Origin of the sequence: Roseibium sp. AS2 (assembly GCF_038900065.1) — a bacterium.
GTDB lineage: Bacteria > Pseudomonadota > Alphaproteobacteria > Rhizobiales > Stappiaceae > Roseibium.
Genome location: NZ_JBBMQN010000005.1, coordinates 226242 through 246292, shown reverse-complemented (window position 1 = coordinate 246292; position 20051 = coordinate 226242). Strand labels below are relative to the sequence as shown.

The following is a 20051-nucleotide window of genomic DNA, read 5'->3' as shown; positions in this document are numbered from 1 at the left end:
TTCCGGACCCGCACGTTCCTCCGGGTATCGTGCGTATTTTCGAAGGCAGACACATGATCTTAGGGATTGGCAGCGACCTGATCGACATTCGCCGGATCGAGAAGACGCTTGCCCGGTTCGGCGATCGGTTCACCAACCGGGTCTTTACGGACATCGAGCGGACCAAGTCGGACCGGCGTGCCGAGCGCGCGGCGTCCTATGCCAAGCGGTTCGCCGCCAAGGAGGCCTGTTCCAAGGCGCTTGGCAGCGGCATTCGCATGGGTGTGGCCTGGCGGGAAATGGGCGTCGTCAACCTGCCGTCCGGAAAACCCACGATTGCCCTGGCCGGAGGCGCGGCGGAGCGGCTTGCCGCGATGACACCCGATGGTTTCAAGGCAACGATCGACCTGACTATCACGGACGATTTTCCGCTGGCCCAGGCTTTTGTGGTCATCTCGGCCTGGCCCGCCGACTGGCCTGAGCCGCACCTGGTGGATTCCACCTCAAAGGCGTAACCGGGACGCGGTCGCCGCATTGCTTCCGGGCATTGGACCGGCTAAGAGTCGCGCTGTGAAGCGCCGCCGGAAACCGGGCCCGCCGACAACTTGATTCAAGGGATATTATGAGCGTGACGGAAAACAAGAAAGAAAAGGACAGCGGCGGTGTCGGTGAAACCGTCAAGGTCATTGTCCAGGCGCTGCTGCTTGCCCTGATCGTGCGGACCTTTCTGTTTCAGCCCTTCAACATTCCTTCCGGATCCATGAAGGATACGCTGTTGATCGGCGACTATCTGTTCGTTTCCAAATACAGCTACGGCTATTCCCGGTATTCCTTCCCGTTCGGTCTGGCGCCGTTTTCCGGCCGGGTCTGGGCCACGCCGCCCGAGCGCGGCGATGTCGCGGTGTTCAAGCTTCCGACCGATACCTCGATCGACTATATCAAACGGGTGATGGGACTGCCGGGAGACACCATCCAGGTGATCGACGGCGTCGTCCATATCAACGGAGACCCGGTCAAGAGGGAGCGCATCGACGATTACATCGAGCAATCCCCGGCAGGCCTGGTCCGGCGCGTCCCCCGGTTCCGCGAGACCCTGCCGAACGGCGTATCCTTCGACACGCTGGATCTGACGCCCAATGGACAGATGGACAACACGCGGGAATACAAGGTTCCCGAAGGCCATTATTTCATGATGGGCGACAATCGCGACAATTCCATCGACAGCCGCTACCAGACCCGCGTCGGCTTTGTGCCCTATGACAACTTCATGGGCCGCGCGGAGATCCTGTTCTTCTCCATCAAGGACGAAACCCCGGCATGGCAGATCTGGACCTGGCCCTGGAGCGTGCGCTGGGATCGTATCGGCCGGGGGCTGTGACCGATACGGTCGCAACTCCTGCTCCGAAACGCGGATCCGCCGCATGACCAGACCAAATCAGACGAACCCGATCTCGGCGCTGATAGAGGCGCTGCAATACGAGTTCAAGGATCTGGACCTGTTGCGGGTGGCCCTGACGCATGCAAGCGCGCTGGCACCGTCGGAGACGGTGTCCGGCAGCTACCAGCGCCTTGAGTTTCTTGGCGACAGGGTACTCGGCCTGGCAATCGCGACCATGCTGCACAAGCATTTTCCCAAAGCCGACGAGGGTGAACTGGCGCGGCGGTTCAACCACATGGTCAAGCGCGAGACCTGCGCGGAGATCGCACAGGAACTGGGTGTCGGCGACGCCATGCGGATCGGCCTGGCGGAAGCGCAAACGGGCGGGCGGAAAAAGACCGCGCTGCTCGCCGATATCTGCGAATCGTTGATCGCGGCGATCTATCTCGATGGCGGTTTCGATGCCGCGGAAAGCTTTGTCGGGCGTCTCTGGGAGCCGCGTATGCTATCCTGGTCCGGACCGCTGCGAGACGCCAAGACGACACTGCAGGAATGGGCCCAGTCCCAGAGCCTGCCCACCCCGCGTTACGACGTCACCGGACGGGAAGGTCCGGACCATGCCCCGAACTTCACCGTCGCGGTAACGGTACAGGGCCTGCCGCCAGGCGAGGGCAAGGGCGGCTCGAAGCGGATTGCTGAACAAAGCGCGGCCGAGGTCGTGCTGCGCCGGGAAGGCGTCTGGAAGGAATAGAAACAGAGTGAGCGACGACAACAACAGCAGCGGACCGACGGACGAAGACGACGGCTTCGTCGCGCCCAAGGCCCGTTTCGACATGCCGTTGCCCGAACCGCTGGCGGCCATGCCGGAGGGAACGCGCGCAGGGTTCGTTGCCCTGATCGGCGCGCCCAATGCCGGCAAGTCGACCCTGATCAACCAGCTTGTCGGCACAAAGGTGTCCATCGTCACCCACAAGGTGCAGACGACGCGCACCATCGTGCGCGGTGTGGCCATGCACGGCACCGCGCAGCTCGTCTTCATCGACACACCGGGCATCTTCAAGCCGAAGCGCCGGCTGGACCGGGCCATGGTCGACACCGCCTGGGGCGGCGCGCGCGACGCGGATCTGATCGCCCTCTTGATCGATGCACGCAAGGGCATCGACGAGGAAGTGGAAAACATCCTCAAGCGGCTTCAGAACCAGAGCGCTCCCAAAGTTCTGATCCTGAACAAGACCGACATCGCCAAACGCGAGAAGCTGCTGCTGATTGCGCAAAAGGCGAACGAATACCTCACCTTCGAGGAAACATTCATGGTCTCCGCGCTGACCGGCGACGGAACCGAGACCATTCTGGACCATTTCGCGTCCAAGGTTCCCGAAGGCCCCTGGCTGTATCCGGAGGATCAGCCCTCCGATCTTCCGCTGCGCATCCTCGCCGCGGAGATCACCCGCGAGAAACTGTTCGAGCGCCTGCACCAGGAGCTGCCCTATATTTCCACGGTCGAGACCGAACGATGGGAGACCCGCAAGGACGGGTCGGCTCGTATCGAACAGACCATCTATGTGGAACGCGACAGCCAGAAGAGCATCGTGCTGGGCAAGCGCGGTCAGACGATCAAGGCGATTTCGCAGACTGCGCGCGAGGAGTTGTCCGAGATCATCGACGCTCCGGTGCATCTGTTCCTGTTCGTCAAGGTGCGCGAAAACTGGGCCGACGATCCGGAGCGCTACCGGGAAATGGGGCTGGAGTTTCCGAAATAAGAGGCGGCGCCTGACACATGCGGCGCGCCGATCTCCGCCCGTCCCTTGCTGGATCGGTATCGACACGGGAAGACGCCCTTGGAATGGAGCGGACGCGGCGTGGTTCTGACCACCCGCAAACACGGCGAGAACGACGTCATCCTGGAGGCCATGACACTGGATCACGGCCGCCACCTCGGGCTCGTCCGCGGCGGCCGGTCAAAACGGCTGCGTCCCTCGCTGCAACCGGGCAACAGTCTGCTGCTCACCTGGAAGGCGCGCCTTTCGGACCAGCTCGGGCAGTTCCGGATCGAACCGGAAACCCTGCGGGCCGGAGACCTGATGACCAGCGCAGTCGGCCTCACCGGACTGCAGCATCTGGCCTTCCTGCTGCGCCTGTTGCCCGAACGCCACCCCTACCCCGGGCTTTTCGAGGCCATGAACGTGCTTCTGGAACATCTTGAAGCCGCCGACACGGCCGGTGCCCTGTTCATCCTGTTCGAACTCCAGGTTCTGCGTGAACTCGGCGCCGGTCTCGACTTGTCCGCGTGCGCGGCAACCGGCGGACGGGATGATCTGGCTTATGTGTCGCCCAGGTCCGCCCGCGCCGTCAGCCGGGAGGCCGGCCTGCCCTATCATGACAAGCTGCTCCCCCTGCCTTCGTTCCTGCTCGACGGCCAGCGCCAGCCCGGCAGTGAACTCACCTGGACGGATGTGACCCAGGGCTTCGAGCTCACCAGCTTCTTCATTGACCGGCACGTGTCCGATCACGGGCTGCAAGACGGCGGTACGCGCGCCCAGTTTCTCAATGCCCTGGAGAAACGCTACCGCTCGGACTATCCGTGGAACTTTTGAGCCAAGCGGTTTCCGCCTTGTCGGAAGTCACCCCCGTTTCGAGGAAGACGCCGCACGGTCAGGTCATCGGAAGCGCCATTTTTTCAGCTCGCCGGCGATCCGGACTTCGATGGAAGGGTGCGCGCGGGGGCCTTGCCGTGTCGCCAGAAACAGCCAGTCTTTCTCATTAATGAATACAGTAGAGTATTTTCACTGCGGCCTGGTTTTCCCCGGCGGGCCGATATCGCCAGGGACGCGCCCCATTTTCAGGGACGACCATCTGAATCCGCCACTTCTTGTATTGCACCGGACGGTCTGCAATCCTACATTCACCGTCACCGGGTCGTCATGTCATATTTTGTCAGGTTCAATTCGACGGCGAATTCAAGAAGATAAACTGTCTTAGACGCAGCTGATGTTACGGTACTGATTTCAATCTGCTCAAGCGCATCAGAATACCGGGACGGGAGTGAAAGTGCCTGCAATCATCAAACCGTCCAGGATCTCCTCATCGTTGCACACCCAGGTTGTCGAAGGCGGAAGCGTCCTGACAGCCTCGGCATTCCTGCTCTTCGATGTTGCCCGTCCTTTTGAGTTGTACACGGAACAGGCGCTCTGGCCGATGGTGGTCGAACAGATGCCCGATGGCGGTATCTTCGACAAGGGCCAGCTCAAGCCAAGGGCGGAGATGATTGTCGCCGGTCACGCGCTCGCGCCCCATCATCAGCCGGTCACGGGCCTGAAGGTCACCGCAAGGCTCGGGGACAAGGTCAAGCGCCTGGCAGTGTTCGGCAACCGTTTCTGGCGTCTCACCGACCAGGGCATCGAGATCGTCGGTCCCGAGCCCTTTGACAAGATGCCCATCAGCGAAATTCATGCATTCGGCGGCGAAGGCTTCCCGATGAACCCGAAGGGCAAGGGGTTCGGAGCGCTTAAACTGGTCGAGGCGGGTATTGACGCGCCGTTGCCCAACATCGAGAACGGCGCTGCGCTGATCCTGTCGCCCGGCGACACACCCCATCCGGCCCATTTCGGTCCGATCGGGCCTGACAATCCGGACAGGCTCAAGCTTGCGGGCACCTTCGACAAGCACTGGGTCGACCATGTGTCGCCGCTCAGGCCGGATGACTTCAATCCCCTGTTCAACTGCGACGCCCCTGCCGATCAGCGTTTTGACGGTTTCCTGAAGGGGGGAGAGACCTTTTCCGTCACCGGCATGTGCCGGTCCGGTCAGCCGGTCGGAGGCGTCCTGCCGGGTTTTCGCGTGCGCGCCTTCATCCAGCGCAAGACCGATGGCAGCCTGACCGAGACCAGCATGGTCTGCGACACCGCAACCCTTTTTCCGAATGTCGGCAAGGCCGTGATGGCCTTTCGCGGACTTGTGAAAAGCACCGACCGGCTTGGCGAGGACATCGGCGCCGTGCTTCTGGCTGTCGAACACAGCGATGCGGCACCGCGTCCCGCCGACTATTACCAGCATGTGTTCCAGCTGCGCACGGACCCCGAACAGGCCTACAAGCACGCCTTGTCCGACCACCAGCTGATGCCTGAGACCGACCCCGCAATCCTGGTCGGCAAACGGCAGGAACGCATGGACCGCGCCATCCAGGACCGGCGCAAGTTCCTGGAGGATTCCGACTGGATGGTCCGGAAGAAGCTGGACGAGGCCGGTGTGCCCACCGACATCCTGCCCCCCGCCGATCCGGATCGCGGAGCGGACATTCCCATGATCGGATTGCCGACACCGGAGGAGTTCGCCAGCGGGGATTTCGATATTGCCGAGATGATCGAGGATGTCGAACGACTGGAAAAGGAATTGACCCTCAAGGCGGATCAGGAGATGGCGCGTGCAGAGCTGTTGCGGCGTGACGCCGTTGCTGCTGCGCCCCTGGAGATCCGGGACCTGATGGACGGGCGCCCTTTTGCCAGCGACGAACAGATCGCCGCCGCGAATGTTTCCGCAGATCCAGCTCTGGAGCCGGGGTTGAATGCGCTGGCCGACATGCCTGTCTCCCTGAAACAGACCTTTGCCGACAATATCGACCCGGAGAAGGTCAACGACCGCTCAGCCGAGGCACAGACAAGACTCCAGGAAGCGCTCGACAAGATCGACAACCTCGCGCAGCACGGTCAGGCTGACGAGACCGAACAGCACGAGCTTGCCTGCGCCCGCGCTCTGCGGCGTCCGGAAGGCTCCCTGCTTTATCCGATACGCCGGCAACTGGGCGAACTCGAGCTGGACACGCAGGCCGTGCCCTCTTCGTTGCTTGATCCGATGTCTGCCTTGTCCGGTGACACACGCAATGAACTGAATCTTGCGCCCTTGCCCGATGGATCCCCCGGCTCGGAAGATCCGGAGAAAGTTGATTTTTTCGCAGCCCTTTCAAAAGCCGGGCAGTCATCCGAACTCGGGACAGAAGCTGCCGAGGACGAACTCGCGCAAGCGCTTGGTCCGACAGAGGCCCTTCTTCGCGCGCAATTCCCTCATCTGATCGAGTCTGGCATGGAAGACCAGCCTCTGGCCGGCGTGATGGGCAAGCTGGAGGCTATGGATCTTCCTGAAGTGGAAGACGCCCACATGCCGATCAGCGACCGTTTCGAACAGGTCAACGAGGAGATGAAATCCACGCTCGACGAGCTTGAGCCGAGACTGGCGGAAACACTGACCACAGGACGGCAGATGTCGCCACAGGCGATGTTTCCGCAGGAAGCAATGTTGCCCGCCGTCGCGCTTTCAGCTGGCAAACTGGTCGCGGAGAAACTGGCCGAGGGGCATGATTTCAAGGGCGCCGACCTTGCCGGCCTCAGTCTGCGCGGACTTGATTTCTCCAACCGTGACCTGTCCGGAACGTTTTTCGAACAGGCCGACCTGACCGGCGCATGCTTCAAAGGTTGCCACCTGGACGGTGCGGTGTTCACCTCCGCCAATCTGGAAGGTGCCGATTTCAGGTCGAGCAACCTTGGTGGCGCCAACTTCAGCGCAGCAAAGCTGACGCATGCAAATCTGGGCGATGCTACGTTGTCCAATTGCCTGCTGATCGGGGCCGACCTCAGCGGCACGGTCGCAGACAGCGCAAGGCTCATCGATGTCACCTTCCTGGACTGCACGCTGGACGGCACCATCCTGAAGGAAAGCCAGCTGGAACAGGTAAAGGTAGCCAAGGGATCTGCGGTCGGGCTCGATCTGTCGGGGGCGGCCCTCGATACGGTCGTTTTCATCGACTTGCCGATGACCCGATCGGATTTTACCGGGAGCCGGTTCAACCGGGCGGCCTTCACGAACGTCTCGGCAGCCGACTCGAATTTCACTTCCGCCGAGCTTCACGAGACCGGCTTCCAGGGCGGCTGCGATCTCTCTCGTGCCCGGTTCGAGGCCGTTACGGCCACCGACACCTGCTGGAACGGCGCGAAACTGGAGGAGAGCCTTTATCTGAAGGCGAGCTGCCAGTCCTGCCTGTTTATCGGGTGTAACATGCAGTCGGTGGATGGACGCACCGCGTCGTTCAAGAAAGCCCGGTTCATGCAATCGGACCTCAGGTACAGCGACTTCTGCGCCGCGGATTTCTTCGCCGCGTCGCTTAGCCAGTCGGATCTGCGACAGGTATCGATGCGGCACGCCAGCCTGTTCGGTGCCGACCTGATGGATTCCAGGCTGGCCAGCTGCGACCTGTCGCATGCGAATCTGGGCGGGACCGCCATGAACCAGGCAGTGCAAGTGGCCGCGCAGTAGAAGACCGGCACAATGGACCAACGAAGACCGGTCCAAGGAGAAAGGAGATGAGTTTGAGCGCAGAGAAACGGGAGACCCAATCCATTTCCGTTGCGGACATGATGGACCATTTCGCGCATTCCCAGCCTGTGCTTCTGAAGCACGCGCAAAGGGAAACGCTGACCGGACGGGATTTTACCGGAGCCATCTGGATTGAGTGCGATCTGTCGGGATCCGACTTTTCAAACAGCTGCCTCTTGAACGCCCAGTTCGTGTCCTGCGACCTGTCCGGCTGCACGTTTTCCTCCGCGCAGCTCATCTCGACGCAATTCATCAGATGCGTGCTGAGTTCCGCTCGTTTTGACGGCTGCGCTCTGGACAATGCGCAATTCATCGAGTGCAAGACGGACAAGCTCGGCTTGCGCGGGGCGTCTCTCAACCAGACGGGCATGGCGCAATCCGACCTCTCCGGTGCGGACCTGGGTGCGGCCACGGCGGACCGTTGCGCCGTTCTGGATTGCGGCATCGGTGGGATCTCGATTGAAAATGCGACCTTGACCAATTTCATCATGACCGGAGCGGATCTGCGGGAAGTCAATCTGACGAATGCAACAATCGACACCGCCGTGTTTGCGGATGCGGATCTGTCCGGCAAGGACCTTTCCGGCCAGACATTTCAGCGATGCACCTTCAACAAGGGCCAGTTCGCAGGCGCCAATCTCAGCGGAGCCGTGCTGCAGCAATCCATGTTCATCGCCTGCGATCTGACCAAGGCCGACCTGTCAAGAAGCGGAGCGAAGTTGGCTGCCTTCAATGGCTGCGCCCTGGACGGCGCCAATTTCAGTGGCAGCAACCTTATCATGGCCGGCTTTTCGGGATCCAGCCTGACGGGAGCCGATTTCACCGGTTCGCACATGTGGTCGGCAGTGCTTCAGGACACGGATTGCCGTGCCGCCCGCTTTGAACATAGCGATCTGCGCCAGGTGGACTTTTCCCACGCCAACCTGGCGGCCGCCAATCTTGGAGCGGCCGTGTTTGCAAACACCAAGATGCATGCCGCCAAAACCGATGCTACGCTCCTCAGTGGCACGTACGGCAGCATACTGGGCACCGACGAGAATTTGCTGGTTGCGGAAGCCTATGCGCCCCGACAGGTGCTGCTGGACGACGACGACAGACAGAATGCGCCTTGAGGCGGAATTTCGGGATAGTGGATATGGCAAAAGTGACACGTCTCCATGCTCTTACAGCCGGGCCTTCACACCCGGTCCTGCAACGCATCACGTCGACGACTGCGATGCCCGGTCATCAAGAAGAGGACAGATCATGCCTTTCGTGAATTCCCAGGGACCTCTGCCGGGAATGGATCTCGCCGTCCCGGACGTCTACCTGCAGACGACACCGGCCGGTCCCGTTCCCGTTCCCCTCCTGAGCACCGGAATGCGAGCGACGGAAATACCAAAGTGCACACGCGTGCTGGTGCAATGCATGCCGCCGCATACCGTGATGGACCAGACCCCCGTCACCATCAGCGGGCCCGGTCCGGGCGCGGTTTCGGGCCAGGTCTGCTCCTCCTCCAGGAGCCTCAAAGGCTCGACGAAACTCATCCTTCAGGTGGCTCCGGCAACACGTGCCCTGATGGATCCGACGGGCCAGAACGGCAACGTGCCGAATTCCGTCGGAAACACGGTCGTGCCTTCCCAGATCCGGATGATGAACCCAAGCCCCTAGGGCAGGAGACCGGAAGGACAAGGGCGGGCGATTACGGTGGGATACAGGGCGAAGTCTGGAAAAAAGGACTGTTGAAATGGCTACAAATAGCGATGTGGATCTCGATACGACTGACAACAGCGCGTACCTGTTCGTGCCGACAGTGGGTGGTTCAAGCAGCACCCCCGGCGCGATGCTGCGGCTTGGCAGCTATTGCGACAAGGAGACAGCTGCCGACGACGACGCCACTGCAAAGTTGTTCTATCCGTCACAATTCGTCGCAGACAATACGGACGATATCGCGACGATCTACACGCTGGCGTCCGGCAAGGATGGCTCGGGAAATGTTCTGGGCGGCATCCTGCTGGCCTGCGACGGCGTCGCGCTGGTCAAGGCCGGCAAGGAAATGTACGTCAACTGTGGCGGCGCACTCCATGTCGAAAGCGGCGATGCGGTGACGATAAAATCCGGCGGGAAGGCCGGAAACAATATCAACATTGATGCCGGTGCGGAAGGTGAAATCAAGCAAACCGCCAAGACGAAAACGGCCACGATCCTGGGCAACGACTTCACGGAAACCTCCAAGGACAGCTACACGATCAATCATGGCGACACGGTCGCCATCACCTATGGCACGAAAACCTTCATCACTCTGGGCAGCCAGCAATCTGTCAGTGTCGGTGGTGTCTTTGCCGGCAACCTGTCGGGCGGGGTGACTGTCAGTGTCGGCATTTATTTCACGGCCAATCTTTCGGCCGCGTTTTCCTACACACTCCTGTCCGTCGGCTTGACCCAGTTCGGGTTCTCAAAAACAGTTACCGATCTGAAGGCAAAGGACATGACGATAGAAAACTCCCTTGCCGAAATCAGCTCCAAACTCATGGCCGTGGGCAGCAAGCAGGTTGAACTCAATAATTCGGTGACTGCACTGGAAAACCGGCCTGTCCAGGTCACCAACAACAACACCGTCTTGGTAAGGAACACGATCGACCTGCGGAACAGCAACGTTCTGGTCAACATGGGCAATTTGGCCGTTTTCACCTGATTGACCGAATGACCCCATTGAGGATCACAACAAATGACCAAGGAAACCAAACGGGAGCAGGTATACAGCACGCAGAAGCAGGGCGCCGCCGACGGCGGCAGTCTGGTCACGGCCACCGTGTCGCTGATGCTGTCGAAGACGGACCTGTCGCTCAGGACGCAAGACGGCCAGGACCTGTTCGCGCGCCAGGCCGGAAGCTGCCTGCTGGCGCCCGCCGTGGGCGACCGGGTCCTGGTTTATAGTGCAGGCACCGAAGCGTTCGTTCTGGCCGTGCTGGTGCGTGGTGACGAGACCCGCATTCCCGAACTCGGCGTTCCGGACGCCACGTCGCTGCGCCTGTCCGCAGAAGACGGACTTGAATTGTCAGCGAACGAACTGAATTTCAAGGCCACCAAACTCGGCATTCTGGCGAAGACCATCGTTCAGTCCGCCGGCTCGGTCACCCTGCACGCCAAGCAGGTCGTGGAGGCAATCGTCGACAAGTTCAGTTCCGTGCGCAGCGTGACCCTGAGAGCCGAGACCCGCTCGGCCAGGATCGAGAAGACCGAATCCGTAACCGCAGGTACGCTCGTTCACAAGACAGACGGTGTCTCGCTTCAAAACAGCGAGATTTCCCTCATCAACGCCAAGCAGGATGTGCGTCTGGATGGCGAACGGGTGAGTATCGGCTGAGCCGGCGCTGCCTGATCACCGCACACTCCAATGGATAAACCACCACATGATGTCCGTAAAAGACCGCCTGGAGGCGGCAGCGCAACACAAGGTATCCGGCGACCGGGCGAGCGCGACCGCCCTTCTGGAAGGTATCCTGGACACCGCGCCCGGACACGGACGAGCGCTCACCGCGCTGGCCGAAATCCGGCTGGAGGAAGGCGCGCCCGATCAGGCGATAAAGCTTCTGACGGAAGTGCTCGAGCGTGACAGGGCCGACATCCCGGCGCGCAACCTGCTTGCAAGCGTGTTACTGGCCCGAGACAGGGTCGATCAGGCGCGGGATCTCGTCGTCGAAACCCTTGAGCTGGCACCAGGCGACGTTGAGTCTTGCGTGTTGCGCGCAGAACTCCTGATGCGGGAAGACGCCCCTGGACAGGCTGAACAGGTGTTGCGCGCGGCGCTGGAAAGCAACCCCGGCGATCCGGCGCTCCTGTCGGCTCTGGCAGGTCTTTTCACGACCCTCAGCCAAAGCCGGGCAGCCTTGCAACTGGCACAGGACGCGCTCGCTCAGGAGCCGGACAATGCCCGCTACCAGGCCAGGCTGGGGCGTATACTCGCGCAACTGGGAGACCACGAAAAAGCGCTGCCTCATTTGGAGGCAGCGCATTTGCGCTTGCCGACCGATCCGCTGATCCTGCTGTTTCTTGCCGAAACCCAGGTGGCCCTCGGCCTTGCCAGCGAAGCCCGGGTGCTGGCAAAACGGCTGACGGTCCGCTTTCCCGGCCTCCTCGAAGGCTGGCGCCTCCTCATCGGCATTGAGGCCTTGCGCGGCGACACCACTCAGGTGCTTTCCGATTACCTGCAACAGATCAGGAAACACCCGGACAAGACGGCTGCGGTGATTTCCCTCGCCATCACGTATCGCAGCCTCGGCCATCTGGTCAAAGCGCGCGAACTGCTCCGTCCGTTTCTGGATGAAACCGCACCGTTCAATGCCCCTGACCGGCACCATGCGCTGAATGTTATGCGCGACTGCCTGCTGGCGTCGGATCAGCTTGAGGATCTCGCGCGAACCCTTCCCGTGTCCGAGATGATCCAACGCCTCCATGCCCCGGAAGACGCTGCGAAATCGGCTGATACAGATCTCCTTCTGGAGGCGCTTGGGCAACGCGATGTTCTTCTCGACCCGACGCTGTCCAGTCTGGACGTGCTCGTGTTGATGCGGTTCGCGCGCGGGCAGCGGCCCGGGACGTTGCAACGGAGAATTTTTGGCGCCACCCATCTGGCTCCAGTGGCCGATCTCGCCGGCGAATTCTCCTTTGTTGAGATCGACAGTGTTGCCGGGCGCGAGGCGCTGGCCGCATCCGACCCTCCGGTTCAGCTGACGGCGTCTCTCGCCCTTTCTCCGGAGACATTCCGCACGATGCGACAATGGTGCCCTTACATCGGGGCAAATGCCGACAGCCGTCGGACCTGGCAGGAGGCGCTGAAGGAACTCCCCCGCCCCCTTGTCGCCCTGTCCTGGAATGCAAGCCGCCCCGGTCTTCTGCTGAACGACTACGGGCCCGTACTGGCGCAGGCGGACGGCTTCGAAGGGACTTTCGTCAGTGTGATGTGGGACGAGTCCCGCCATCAGCTTTCAGACTGGCCGTCCGTCATCGACGCCGGGACGCATTTCAAGTCACTGGGCGACCTGACCGCCCTGCTCGCCGAGGCCGACCTGCTGGTTGGACCGGACGGTCTGCCCACCCATGTCGCCGGGGCCATGGGCAGACCCACCGCCCTTCTGACGCAGCCGGCTCCTCCCTGGTACTGGCACTCAAACAACGGCGCGGCAACCTGGTACCCTTCGGTTCGCGTCCTGCAGACCGGGCGTTTCGGCCATTGGGCGGAGCTGATGGGCGATCTGGCCGCCCCGCTTCAGGCCATTCTCCACTCGGGACAGACGGCCGGAATGGACGTGACTTAGCCGGATCGCCCTGTCCTTCATGCATCGGCACGGGAAATTTGCCCACAGAGGCGGCGATTTCCGTTGAAAATCCGCCGATTGCCGCCATGAACCGGACCTGGTGAATTGCGCCGGGTCCCCGAAACGGCTAGCAAGCAAATATGGGAAAAGAGACGACACCACCACCAGGCGGCGCAGAAGCCATCAACCTGAAGGAAGCGCTTGAAGAGCGCTATCTGGCCTATGCCCTGTCGACGATCATGCACCGGGCCCTGCCGGATGTGCGCGACGGTCTGAAACCGGTTCACCGCCGCCTGCTTTACGCCATGCGCCTGCTCAAGCTCGATCCCGGTTCCGGGTTCAAGAAATGTGCGCGCGTCGTCGGCGACGTCATCGGTAAATACCATCCCCATGGCGACCAGGCCGTCTACGATGCTCTGGTCCGTCTTGCCCAGAGTTTCGCGCAGCGCTATCCGCTGATCGACGGACAGGGCAATTTCGGCAATGTCGACGGCGATAACGCGGCGGCCATGCGCTATACCGAAGCGCGCATGACCGACACCGCCAAACGGCTGCTGGACGGTCTGGACGAAAACGCGGTCGACTTCCGGGAAACCTATGACGGCGAGGACAAGGAACCGATCGTCCTGCCGGGCGGGTTTCCCAATCTGCTGGGCAACGGTTCGTCGGGCATTGCCGTCGGCATGGCGACATCCATCCCGCCGCACAATGCCTATGAGCTGTGCCAGGCCAGCCTGCACCTGATCAAGAACCCGAATGCGGAAGTCAACGAACTTCTGGATTACATCAAGGGGCCGGATTTTCCGACCGGCGGTCTGCTGGTGTCCGACCAGGGGTCGATCCGCGAAGCCTACGCCACGGGCCGGGGCAGCTTCCGCGTCCGCGCGCGCTGGGAAGTCGAGGATCTCGGCCGAGGCCAATGGGCCATCGTCGTCACCGAAATCCCGTATCAGGTCCAGAAGTCGCGCCTGATCGAAAAGATCGCCGAACTCCTGACGGCCCGCAAACTGCCCCTGCTCGACGACATCCGCGATGAATCGGCCGAAGACATCCGTGTCGTTCTGGTTCCGCGCTCGCGCAATGTCGACGCCAATCTGCTGATGGAATCCCTGTTCAAGCTGACGGATCTGGAAAACCGGTTCTCACTGAACATGAATGTCCTGTCCATGGGCAAGGTGCCGATGGTCATGGGTCTCAAGCAGGTGCTGCGCGAGTGGCTCGACCACCGCAAGGACGTGCTGATCCGCCGGTCCGAATACCGGCTGGGCCAGATCAACCACCGGCTCGAGGTTCTGGCAGGCTATCTCGTCGCCTATCTCAACCTGGATGAGGTCATCCGCATCATCCGCGAAGAGGACGATGCCAAGGCGTCCCTGATCAGGACCTTCGAACTGACCGACGTGCAGGCGGAAGCCATCTTGAACATGCGCCTGCGGTCCCTGCGCAAGCTTGAAGAGATGGAAATCCGCAAGGAACACGAGAAGCTGTCCCTGGAAAAAGACGGGCTGATCAAGCTGCTCGGTTCGGACACCCGCCAATGGACCGTGATTTCCAAGGAAATCGCCGAAATCTGCAAGGTCTACGGTCCGGAGACCGATATCGGCCGCCGCCGGACCGACAAGTCGGAAGCACCCGAAGCCGATCTGATCGATATTCAGCAGGCCATGATCGAGCGGGAACCGATCACCGTCATCATCTCCGAGAAAGGCTGGATCCGGGCCTTGAAGGGACACCAGAGCGACCTGTCCGGACAGTCCTTCAAGCAGGGCGACAAGCTGAAACTGGCCTTCACTGCGGAAACGACCGACAAGATCCTGCTGTTTTCCTCGGGCGGCAAGTTTTTCACTCTTGGCGCCGATCGGCTGCCGGGCGGCCGGGGACACGGTGAACCGATCCGCCTGATGGTAGAAATGGACGAGGCACAGGACGTGGTCAGCGCCTTCGTCCACAAACCGGGCCGCACTCTGCTTCTGGCCAGCACGGAGGCGCGCGGGTTTGTGGTGTCCGAAGACGATGTCATCGCCAACACCCGAAAAGGCAAGCAGGTCCTCAATCTGGCCGCCCCGTCGGAAGCTTCGCTCTGCGTCGAGGCTGCCGGAGACCAGGTGGCCATCATCGGCGAGAATCGCAAGCTCCTGATTTTCCCGCTGGCGCAGGTCCCGCAGATGGGCCGCGGACGCGGCGTCCGGCTGCAACGCTACCGGGACGGACTGATTTCCGACCTGCGTGTCTTCAAGGGCGAGGATGGACTGACCTGGAGCGACAGCTCCGGACGCAGTTTCACCCGCACGATGGCTGACATGGCCGAATGGTGCGGCGAACGCGGCAATGCCGGACGCCTGCCGCCGACAGGCTTCCCGAGGTCGAACAAGTTCGGCTCGCGCAAGCTCTAGTACCCCCCGAAAAACGGGCGCCCGGGCCAACCGGGCACCCGCTTCAGCAGGGCTTCGGGGAAACAGAGCCAATCCGATCACCTGGCTCTCGACGCGATGCCGTTGAGAGTGCACTCTCCGGGGATATCAGCACCCGGGGGGACGGATGATCGGAGCTTTCACCTTCAACACAAGCCAGCGGATTGTTTTCGAGACCGGATCGGCGGCGAAACTCGACGCGCATGCGGCCTCCTTTCTCGGCCCCCGCCCCTTTCTCGTCACCGACCCGGGGATTATCGGGCTTGATCTGCAGGGGCCGTGCGAAGCGGCACTTCGACAGGCAGGACACCAGCTGTCCCGGTTTGCCGACGTCGCGGCCGACCCGCCCCGGGCATTGGTCGATGCGGCCGTGGACGCCGCGCGCCAACACGGGGCAACGTCGGTTATCGGCTTCGGCGGCGGTTCGTCGCTCGACGTCGCAAAACTGGTCGCCCTTGTTCTGGGCAGCGGTGAAGACCTCGACGACGCCTGGGGGATCGGTAAAGCAAAAGGTCCGCGCCTGCCGCTGATCCTCGTGCCGACGACGGCAGGTACCGGTTCCGAAGTCACCCCGATTTCGATCATCACCGTGGGAGAAGAGGAAAAGCGCGGAGTGGTGTCTCCGCTCCTGTTGCCGGATATTGCGGTTCTCGATCCCCTGCTGACCCTTGGCCTTCCGGCCCCGGTCACGGCTGCAACGGGCATAGACGCGATGGTGCATGCCATCGAGGCCTTTGCATCCAGATCAGCCAACAACAATCCTGTCTCCAGAACCCTGGCGGTGGAAGCGCTGCGCCTTCTGGGCGCCAATATCGAAAAAGCGGTCTTCACGCCCGGGGACGCGGACGCAAGAGGCGCCATGCTGCTCGGATCCCTGCTCGCCGGCATGGCTTTCGCCAATTCCCCGGTGGCCGCCGTCCACGCACTGGCGTATCCGATCGGCGGCACGTTTCATGTGCCTCACGGCCTGTCCAATGCCCTTGTGCTGCCGCATGTGCTTAAATTCAACAACAGCGTGGCCGCCGCGACATACGCCGAGATCGCGCCTGCAGTATTCCCGCAACTCACCAACATCGCGGACGGGTCCGACAGGGCCGAAGTGTTCGCCGCCATGCTGACCGATCTGTCGCGGAACCTTGGGCTTCACACCCGCTTGCGCGATGTCGGTATCGGCAAGAAGGATCTGCCGAAGCTGGCCCGCGACGCGATGAAACAGACCCGGCTGCTGGTCAACAACCCGAAAGAAATTACCGAAGCGGACGCTTTTGAAATCTACAGGGCGGCCTTATGAAATCCACACACACTCCACAGGCAACACGCCCACATCCCGGAAAACGGACTGAATTCACAACGTTTCAGGTTATCCCCACACGGTGGATGGATGTGGATGTCTATGGACACGTCAACAATGTTCAGTATTTGAGCTTCTTCGACACCGCCGTGAACAGCTGGTACGTCGAAAACGGCCTGCTGGACCCGATCAGCAGCCCGGAGATCTTTCTGGTGGTTGAGACGGGCTGCACCTATTTCTCCGAACTGACGTTTCCCGGAGAGGTTCATGCCGGGTTGAAGATCGGGAAACTCGGCTCCAGCTCTGTGATTTTCGAGGTCGGATTGTTTGCCGGCGACGCGGTCGAAACCGCCGCCCACGGCCGCTTCGTCCATGTCCACGTCGACCGCGATACCCGTCGCCCCGTTCCCATTCCCGAGCACAAGCGCCTCATTCTGGCCGGACTGACGGCCAGTTCCTTTCACGGCTAAGGCGTATTCACAAGCCATGCACAGGATGTTCCGCCGTGACGGCGGATGCGCCCGCACAGGTTTTACACACGTTGTCCACAACCTGCGCACACGTTGGGCACAGGTTCTCCACATGCGGGGCCGGCGCTGCCCCCTCATCTCGAAGAGTTTCAGCTCATGTTCTTCATGAGACGGGATTTCTCCCGCTGCCAGTCGCGCTTTTTCTCGGTTTCGCGCTTGTCGTGCAGCTTTTTCCCGCGGGCCAGGGCCAGTTCCATCTTGGCGCGGCCCTTGTCATTGAAATACAGCTTGAGCGGGACAATCGTCTTGCCGTCCTTCTGGACGGCACTGGCGAACTTGCCGATTTCACGTTTGTTCAGCAGCAACTTGCGGGGCCGGCGCGGTTCATGGTTGAAGCGGTTGGCCTGCAGGTACTCCGGAATATAGACGTTGTAGATCCAGATCTCGCCATTGCGCTCGGCCGCATAGGATTCGGCGATGTTCGCCTTGCCTGTCCGGAGCGATTTGACTTCCGTACCCTTCAGCTCGATTCCGGCCTCAAGAGTATCCTCGATCTCGTAATTGAACCGGGCCTTCCGGTTGTCGGAGATGATCTTCCGTCCCGGATCGCCCCCTTTTTTCGGAGCCATGTTTTTCCTTTCTGGTGCCTTGCCTCACGGACACACGCACCAGATGTTCTTGTTGTCAGTTCATCAAACCGGCATGGGCCATCGCGGCGCGGATTTCATCCCGTGCCCCTTCGGTGACGGGTACCAGCGGCAGGCGCAGGTCTTCCTCGCACTTGCCCAGCAGGGACAATGCATATTTGGCCCCGCCAGGGCTCGGTTCAAGGAACAATGCACGATGAAGCGGCGCCAGCCGGTCCTGATAGTTCAGAGCCCTGGTAAAATCTCCGGCCAGTGTCGCGGCCTGAAATTCCGCACACAGGCGCGGCGCGACGTTGGCCGTGACGGAAATGCACCCGACGCCCCCATGCGCATTGAATGCGAGCGCGGAGATATCTTCACCCGACAACTGGAGGAAATCCGGACCGCACAACTCTCGCTGACGGCTCGCCTTTGCCATGTCAGCGGTCGCATCCTTCACGCCCTTGATATTGGCGCATGTTTCGAAAAGCTCGGCCATCGTCTCCGGGGTCATGTCGATGATCGACCGGCCCGGGATATTGTAGATGAGAATCGGAATACCGACCGCATCGTTGACCGCCTTGAAATGCGCCTTGAGGCCGGCCTGGTTCGGCTTGTTGTAATAGGGCGTAACCACGAGGAGGGCTTCCGCGCCGGCCATTTCCGCATGACGGGCAAAATCGACCGCCTCGATCGTGTTGTTGGAGCCGGCGCCCGCAATCACCGGAACCCGTCCGGCGGCCGCTTCGATGCAAAGCTCGATGACACGCTTGTGTTCGGCATGGGTCAGCGTCGGGCTTTCTCCGGTGGTTCCGACAGGCACAAGTCCACTGGATCCTTCCGAAATCTGCCAGTCCACAAACTCCTGAAACCGTTTCTCTTCAAGCGCTCCGTCCTTGAACGGGGTAATCAGCGCTGGAATGGAGCCTTTGAACATCTCGGTTTCCTTTTGGTGGATCTGGATCTTTCGGCGCGCGAAAGGAGTGTGAACGTCAACGGAGGCGCAACATACTCATCTGCTCGACCCGGAGCAATGCTTGCGGCGGATTTACGGACCTGCTTTTGGGACTTTTCTTCAAGGTGTCGCACCAATGTTCGGGGAACGGAGCAAATCGACCGGTATTCGTAAGGGAAGTTCCTATTGGCAGACCTTCGTCAACAACTCTATCTTGCAGGAAAACAGCAATCGGATGGAAACGTTCCAGGAGACAGCCATGACTTCCGCGACCCCAAAACCGCTCGACGAAGACCACCTCGCTTCATCTTCGAACGATTTCTGCTTCACCTGGCAGAGCCCGGACGGCCTGACCCTCACCGGTCGGGAATGGCCTGCGCAGGTGCCTCAAGACGGACGAGCCCATCCTGGCATTCCGGTTCTATGCTTGCCGGGACTCTCACGTAACACTCGTGATTTCAATGATATAGCCCGACTTCTTCAATCCAGGGGACACCGTGTTATCGCACTGGATTATCGCGGCAGAGGTCTCAGTGACTGGGATCCGGATTGGCGCAACTACGCCCTGCCGATCGAGGAAAAGGACATCGACGCCGCGATCGAGCATCTGGCGCTTGACCGTTTTGCCCTTCTCGGCACTTCAAGGGGGGGATTGCATGCGCTTGTGATGGGCGGCCACTACCCTGCTTCGCGCATGGCCGCAGTCATCTTCAACGATGTCGGTCCGCATATCGAAATGCGGTCGATCCACCGGATCGCGGCGACACTCGGCCGGAACATGAAGGCAGACTCTCTGGTGGCGATCGCGGGCAATCTGGAACGGACCATCGGCAACCAGTTTCCCGCATTTCAATCCGCCGACTGGCTGAAACTCGCGGGCCAGCTCGCCACCGAGCAGAACGGACAGGCCATCATGGACTACGACCCCGCGCTGGCGCATCAACTGGCGAGTGTCGACGATGCCGCTCCGGTCGCCGACCTCTGGCATCTTTACGAGAATCTGACCGACCGGCCCGTTCTCATCCTGCATGGGGAACATTCCGATCTGCTCAGCGCCGAAACCTGCAAACGCATGGTGGCTTCACACCCGAAGGCGGAGCTCGAAACGGTCCCCGGACAGGGACATGCCCCAGTTCTCTGGGATCGGGCGACCTGCGAACGCGTCGCTTCTTTCCTGAAAGACATTTGACGCGGACGAAACTGCAGGACGCGCTTCGGGCCGGAAACGACCTTCTTCATGCCGGTTCTTTCCCGGCACCAGACAAAAAGAAAACCCGGCGT

17 protein-coding genes are annotated in these 20051 nt (G+C 61.1%); 15 read left to right on the top strand and 2 right to left on the bottom strand.

Features of this window, described 5'->3' with window-relative positions; translation table 11 throughout:
- Window positions 1–53 precede the first annotated feature (53 nt).
- The 14 genes from acpS (at window position 54) to WNZ15_RS16185 (ending at window position 17189) form a co-directional block, all read left to right on the top strand.
- Window positions 54–494, top strand: coding sequence for a holo-ACP synthase (acpS, locus tag WNZ15_RS16250; RefSeq protein ID WP_342894042.1), 441 nt, complete (start codon window positions 54–56; stop codon window positions 492–494).
- Between the two features lie 107 nt (window positions 495–601).
- Complete coding sequence (lepB, locus tag WNZ15_RS16245) at window positions 602–1357, top strand: signal peptidase I (RefSeq protein ID WP_342894041.1); 756 nt, start codon at window positions 602–604, stop codon at window positions 1355–1357.
- A gap of 43 nt (window positions 1358–1400) precedes the next feature.
- A complete protein-coding gene (gene rnc, locus WNZ15_RS16240; protein WP_342894040.1) occupies window positions 1401–2108 on the top strand; it encodes a ribonuclease III in 708 nt (235 codons plus the stop codon).
- 82 nt (window positions 2109–2190) lie between these two features.
- On the top strand, window positions 2191–3117 hold the full coding sequence (gene era / locus WNZ15_RS16235) for a GTPase Era (protein ID WP_342894368.1): 927 nt from the start codon (window positions 2191–2193) through the stop codon (window positions 3115–3117).
- A 78-nt stretch (window positions 3118–3195) separates the two neighbouring features.
- A complete protein-coding gene (gene recO, locus WNZ15_RS16230; protein WP_342894039.1) occupies window positions 3196–3951 on the top strand; it encodes a DNA repair protein RecO in 756 nt (251 codons plus the stop codon).
- A 454-nt stretch (window positions 3952–4405) separates the two neighbouring features.
- Window positions 4406–7660 carry a DUF2169 domain-containing protein gene (locus WNZ15_RS16225; protein ID WP_342894038.1) on the top strand — a complete coding sequence of 1085 codons (3255 nt, stop codon included), beginning with the start codon at window positions 4406–4408 and terminating at the stop codon, window positions 7658–7660.
- A 47-nt stretch (window positions 7661–7707) separates the two neighbouring features.
- On the top strand, window positions 7708–8832 hold the full coding sequence (locus tag WNZ15_RS16220; RefSeq protein ID WP_342894037.1) for a pentapeptide repeat-containing protein: 1125 nt from the start codon (window positions 7708–7710) through the stop codon (window positions 8830–8832).
- 133 nt (window positions 8833–8965) lie between these two features.
- Window positions 8966–9370, top strand: coding sequence for a PAAR-like domain-containing protein (locus WNZ15_RS16215; RefSeq protein ID WP_342894036.1), 405 nt, complete (start codon window positions 8966–8968; stop codon window positions 9368–9370).
- 76 nt (window positions 9371–9446) lie between these two features.
- On the top strand, window positions 9447–10394 hold the full coding sequence (locus WNZ15_RS16210) for a hypothetical protein (RefSeq protein WP_342894035.1): 948 nt from the start codon (window positions 9447–9449) through the stop codon (window positions 10392–10394).
- 33 nt (window positions 10395–10427) lie between these two features.
- Window positions 10428–11066, top strand: coding sequence for a DUF3540 domain-containing protein (locus WNZ15_RS16205; protein WP_342894034.1), 639 nt, complete (start codon window positions 10428–10430; stop codon window positions 11064–11066).
- A gap of 46 nt (window positions 11067–11112) precedes the next feature.
- Window positions 11113–13017 (top strand): tetratricopeptide repeat protein, encoded by a 1905-nt coding sequence (locus WNZ15_RS16200; RefSeq protein WP_342894033.1) that lies wholly within the window; start codon window positions 11113–11115, stop codon window positions 13015–13017.
- Between the two features lie 140 nt (window positions 13018–13157).
- Window positions 13158–15410, top strand: a complete 2253-nt coding sequence (gene parC / locus WNZ15_RS16195) for a DNA topoisomerase IV subunit A (protein ID WP_342894032.1) — start codon at window positions 13158–13160, stop codon at window positions 15408–15410.
- A gap of 145 nt (window positions 15411–15555) precedes the next feature.
- On the top strand, window positions 15556–16719 hold the full coding sequence (locus WNZ15_RS16190) for an iron-containing alcohol dehydrogenase (RefSeq protein ID WP_342894031.1): 1164 nt from the start codon (window positions 15556–15558) through the stop codon (window positions 16717–16719).
- A complete protein-coding gene (locus WNZ15_RS16185; RefSeq protein WP_342894030.1) occupies window positions 16716–17189 on the top strand; it encodes a thioesterase family protein in 474 nt (157 codons plus the stop codon). Before WNZ15_RS16190 ends, WNZ15_RS16185 begins: the two co-directional genes overlap by 4 nt.
- Window positions 17190–17338: 149 nt before the next feature.
- On the opposite strand, the gene smpB is transcribed toward WNZ15_RS16185, so the two are convergent.
- Window positions 17339–17818, bottom strand: a complete 480-nt coding sequence (gene smpB / locus WNZ15_RS16180; RefSeq protein ID WP_342894029.1) for an SsrA-binding protein SmpB — start codon at window positions 17816–17818, stop codon at window positions 17339–17341.
- A gap of 55 nt (window positions 17819–17873) precedes the next feature.
- Window positions 17874–18752: a 4-hydroxy-tetrahydrodipicolinate synthase gene (dapA, locus tag WNZ15_RS16175; protein ID WP_342894028.1), complete on the bottom strand. Its 879-nt coding sequence runs from the start codon at window positions 18750–18752 to the stop codon at window positions 17874–17876.
- Window positions 18753–19029: 277 nt separating this feature from the next.
- Here dapA and WNZ15_RS16170 point away from each other — a divergent pair, with 277 nt between their 5' ends.
- Entirely contained in the window at window positions 19030–19959 is a 930-nt protein-coding gene (locus WNZ15_RS16170; protein WP_342894027.1) for an alpha/beta hydrolase, read from the top strand.
- Window positions 19960–20051 lie beyond the last annotated feature (92 nt).

Bases quoted from the DNA above. Each gene is read 5' to 3' on its own strand.
- acpS (WP_342894042.1), top strand. From the start codon at position 54: ATGATCTTAGGGATTGGCAGCGACCTGATCGACATTCGCCGGATCGAG.
- lepB (WP_342894041.1), top strand. From the start codon at position 602: ATGAGCGTGACGGAAAACAAGAAAGAAAAGGACAGCGGCGGTGTCGGT.
- rnc (WP_342894040.1), top strand. From the start codon at position 1,401: ATGACCAGACCAAATCAGACGAACCCGATCTCGGCGCTGATAGAGGCG.
- era (WP_342894368.1), top strand. From the start codon at position 2,191: ATGCCGTTGCCCGAACCGCTGGCGGCCATGCCGGAGGGAACGCGCGCA.
- WNZ15_RS16220 (WP_342894037.1), top strand. From the start codon at position 7,708: ATGAGTTTGAGCGCAGAGAAACGGGAGACCCAATCCATTTCCGTTGCG.
- WNZ15_RS16215 (WP_342894036.1), top strand. From the start codon at position 8,966: ATGCCTTTCGTGAATTCCCAGGGACCTCTGCCGGGAATGGATCTCGCC.
- WNZ15_RS16210 (WP_342894035.1), top strand. From the start codon at position 9,447: ATGGCTACAAATAGCGATGTGGATCTCGATACGACTGACAACAGCGCG.
- WNZ15_RS16205 (WP_342894034.1), top strand. From the start codon at position 10,428: ATGACCAAGGAAACCAAACGGGAGCAGGTATACAGCACGCAGAAGCAG.
- WNZ15_RS16200 (WP_342894033.1), top strand. From the start codon at position 11,113: ATGATGTCCGTAAAAGACCGCCTGGAGGCGGCAGCGCAACACAAGGTA.
- parC (WP_342894032.1), top strand. From the start codon at position 13,158: ATGGGAAAAGAGACGACACCACCACCAGGCGGCGCAGAAGCCATCAAC.
- WNZ15_RS16190 (WP_342894031.1), top strand. From the start codon at position 15,556: ATGATCGGAGCTTTCACCTTCAACACAAGCCAGCGGATTGTTTTCGAG.
- WNZ15_RS16185 (WP_342894030.1), top strand. From the start codon at position 16,716: ATGAAATCCACACACACTCCACAGGCAACACGCCCACATCCCGGAAAA.
- smpB (WP_342894029.1), bottom strand. From the start codon at position 17,818: ATGGCTCCGAAAAAAGGGGGCGATCCGGGACGGAAGATCATCTCCGAC.
- dapA (WP_342894028.1), bottom strand. From the start codon at position 18,752: ATGTTCAAAGGCTCCATTCCAGCGCTGATTACCCCGTTCAAGGACGGA.
- WNZ15_RS16170 (WP_342894027.1), top strand. From the start codon at position 19,030: ATGACTTCCGCGACCCCAAAACCGCTCGACGAAGACCACCTCGCTTCA.